Raw genomic sequence first — 3,107 nt, forward strand, 5'->3', positions numbered from 1 at the left:
GCGTGGTTCGACAGGCTGGGATTAGTACGTCTCTCATAACCTCAATCTCTCGAACCGCCCGGTGCGGACCCGCATGCCGGGTGGTGTGGCAGGGGAGCGGCCTGTGAAGGCCGCCCCCTATGCCGATACGCGCTACACACCCAGGCCCACTAAGCCTGGGTGTTGGGTGCAAACAACTGCCTGGCCTCGGCAAAACACTTCTCTGCGATGACCGAGCGCGGTTCGGTCTTGCGCATCACCATGCCCAGGGGCGCAAGGACGCTGGCGTCTGGCAGGTGGATAAATGCGAGGTTTTCGATGGGGTTTTCCAGACCGCTGTCCAACGGCATGATCGCGCAGCAGAACCCTTCGTGAATGGCCTGGAACAGTTGATAGGTGGAGTCGCTTTCCAGAATCGGCTGGGGATCGAGACCGCGGCTGCGGAAACTCAAGTCGATGGATTTTCGGTAGTGCATGCCATTGCTGATCATCCCCAGGGGCAGTTGGGCGGCCTCTTCCCAGCTCATCTGTGTGCCTTCGAAGTGGAAGTGGCGGGTGTCGTACAGCAGGCCGACACGGGTTTCGCCCAGCTCGAAAAACTCCAGGTAGTTGGGGCTGACATGGTCCAGGTAGCACACGCCCAGGTCCAGTTGGTTGGTGCCCAAGGCTTCGATGATTTTGTCCGAACTCATGGAGGTGAGGCTGAACTTGAGCTCCGGGAAACTGTGGGACAAGCCCTGAATGAAACTGATGGGGTTGAAGCCGCTCAGGGGCACCAGGCCCAGGCGCAGGTTACCGACCAACTGGCCGCGGCACGCAGCGGCTTCGGCGAACAGGCCGTCGTGGGCGGCGAGCAGGGTCCTGGCCCAGGCCAGCACACGTTCGCCGGCCTGGGTGAAGCCTTCGAAGCGTTGGCCGCGGGTCACCAGCTCCAGACCCAGTTCCTCCTCCAGGTTGCGCAGGCGCATCGACAGGGTGGGCTGGGTGATGTTGCAGCGGGCGGCGGCCTGGCCGAAATGGCGGGTCTGCTCCAGCGCGATCAGGAATTTAAGTTGCTTGATGTCCATGAAGGCACCTGCCTGGAAATAAGTGAACGGTCATGATTGGCGCAAGTGCCTGAAATCCTCGGGGTAGGGCCGATGATCGCATTGTAACGACCGGCACGTCCAAGCGCCGTTGCCACAGCGCGGTTGCATCGTTCCATTTCTGGGATAGAGCGGCCCGTTTCAGCCACTACCTAACCCCGAACGCGATGATTAAGGTGGTTCCACTGTTTTTTTGGGTGGGCCTGCTGACACACGTCCAGGTCGCTGCCCAAGCGTGTCTGTACAGGAAGTGCAGGCATGGCCGGGCGCAGTTCCGGCGCACACGCCAGGGAGGTATCGCCAAGCAAGAGGAAATGCAAATGACTGCTTCAGGTAACGCTGCAAACTTCGATGGTCAAAAGCCGACGATTGACCCCGCTGACACCGCCATGTTGCTGATCGACCACCAGAGCGGTCTGTTCCAGATCGTCAAGGACATTGATGTTCCTCAATTGCGCGCCAACGCCATCGCGCTGGCCAAGGCCGCGACCCTGCTGAAAATACCGGTCATCACCACCGCTTCGGTGCCGCAAGGCCCCAACGGCCCGTTGATCCCGCAAATCCACGAAGCCGCGCCGCACGCCCAGTACGTGGCCCGTCGTGGCGAAATCAACGCGTGGGACAACCCCGAGTTCCATGCCGCCGTCAAAGCCACCGGCAAGAAGACCCTGGTGATCGCCGGCACCCTGACCAGCGTGTGCCTGGCGTTCCCATCCATTGCGGCGGTGCATGAAGGCTACAAGGTATTCGCGGTGGTCGATGCCTCGGGCAACCATTCCAGGCTGGCCACCGACCTGACCGTCGCACGGCTGGCCCAGGCCGGCGTGGTGCCGATCGACATCATGGGCACGCTGTCGGAGTTGCAAGGCTCCTGGAATCGCCCGGATGCCCAGGAGTGGGCCAACGTTTATACCCAGGCCATGCCGCACTACCAGCTTCTGATCGAGAGCTACATAAAGGCCCAGGAAGTGGCAAACAACCACGAAGAACTAGACTCACAGCGCAAGTAAACCCGGTTGGCACTTTGAGGTGCGTCTATTTCAGGATGCACCTTCTTATCAGGAGTAATGATGATGTCTACACCTTACGTTCGCCTGGACAAAGACAACGCTGCAGTGCTGTTGGTCGATCATCAGGCCGGCTTGCTGTCATTGGTCCGTGACATCGACCCGGACAAATTCAAGAACAACGTGCTGGCCCTGGCTGACCTGGCCAAGTACTTCAAGTTGCCGACCATCCTGACCACCAGTTTCGAAACCGGCCCCAACGGCCCGCTGGTGCCCGAGCTCAAGGCACTGTTTCCGGATGCGCCGTACATTGCACGCCCAGGCCAGATCAATGCATGGGACAACGAAGACTTCGTCAAGGCCATCAAAGCCACCGGCAAGAAGCAATTGATCATTGCCGGCGTCGTGACCGAAGTGTGCGTGGCGTTCCCGGCGCTTTCGGCCCTGGCCGAAGGCTTTGAAGTGTTTGTGGTCACCGACGCCTCCGGCACTTTCAACGAACTGACCCAGCAATCGGCCTGGGCCCGCATGTCGGCCAACGGCGCGCAACTGATGACCTGGTTTGGCCTGGCCTGTGAGCTGCACCGCGACTGGCGCAACGACATCGAGGGCTTGGGGACGTTGTTCTCCAACCACATTCCGGACTACCGCAACCTGTTCACCAGCTACAACGCGTTGACTGAAGGCAAGTAAGTCTGATGGGGGGCTGCTGGCGATCTGGGTGTATACAGATTCGATGCGACGCTGGATCTGTGGCGAGGGAGCTTGCTCCCGCGAAGGCCTGACAACCGACGCCTATTTCCCTGACACCCCGAGGTCCAAGTGTGGGAGCCGGCTTGCCTGCGATGAGCATAGGTATCTACACAACTTTTAGGCTGTAGCCGCCGACGGTAACCACGATGCGAAGCGCGGCGTTTTTCAAGTTAGTTGTCGCGTCCACCGTCGTGCTACGCGACTTTTATTACCACGGTCAGCTCCCTTTCAGGGTTCAGATACACCGTCCCGATAGGGTTCCAGTTGCGTGTCTCGCCTGACC

3 protein-coding genes are annotated in these 3,107 nt (G+C 60.0%); 2 read left to right on the plus strand and 1 reads right to left on the minus strand.

The window, feature by feature from the left end:
• Positions 1 to 149: 149 nt before the first annotated feature.
• Positions 150 to 1,046, minus strand: a complete 897-nt coding sequence (locus BUE92_RS00035; protein WP_073521434.1) for a LysR family transcriptional regulator — start codon at positions 1,044 to 1,046, stop codon at positions 150 to 152.
• A 338-nt stretch (positions 1,047 to 1,384) separates the two neighbouring features.
• Here BUE92_RS00035 and BUE92_RS00040 point away from each other — a divergent pair, with 338 nt between their 5' ends.
• Positions 1,385 to 2,074 (plus strand): isochorismatase family protein, encoded by a 690-nt coding sequence (locus BUE92_RS00040; RefSeq protein WP_073521435.1) that lies wholly within the window; start codon positions 1,385 to 1,387, stop codon positions 2,072 to 2,074.
• 63 nt (positions 2,075 to 2,137) lie between these two features.
• Positions 2,138 to 2,764, plus strand: coding sequence for an isochorismate family cysteine hydrolase YcaC (ycaC, locus tag BUE92_RS00045; protein ID WP_003191542.1), 627 nt, complete (start codon positions 2,138 to 2,140; stop codon positions 2,762 to 2,764).
• The last annotated feature ends 343 nt before the right edge of the window (positions 2,765 to 3,107 follow it).

Origin of the sequence: Pseudomonas fluorescens, assembly GCF_001902145.1 — a bacterium.
Taxonomy (GTDB): domain Bacteria; phylum Pseudomonadota; class Gammaproteobacteria; order Pseudomonadales; family Pseudomonadaceae; genus Aquipseudomonas; species Aquipseudomonas fluorescens_BV.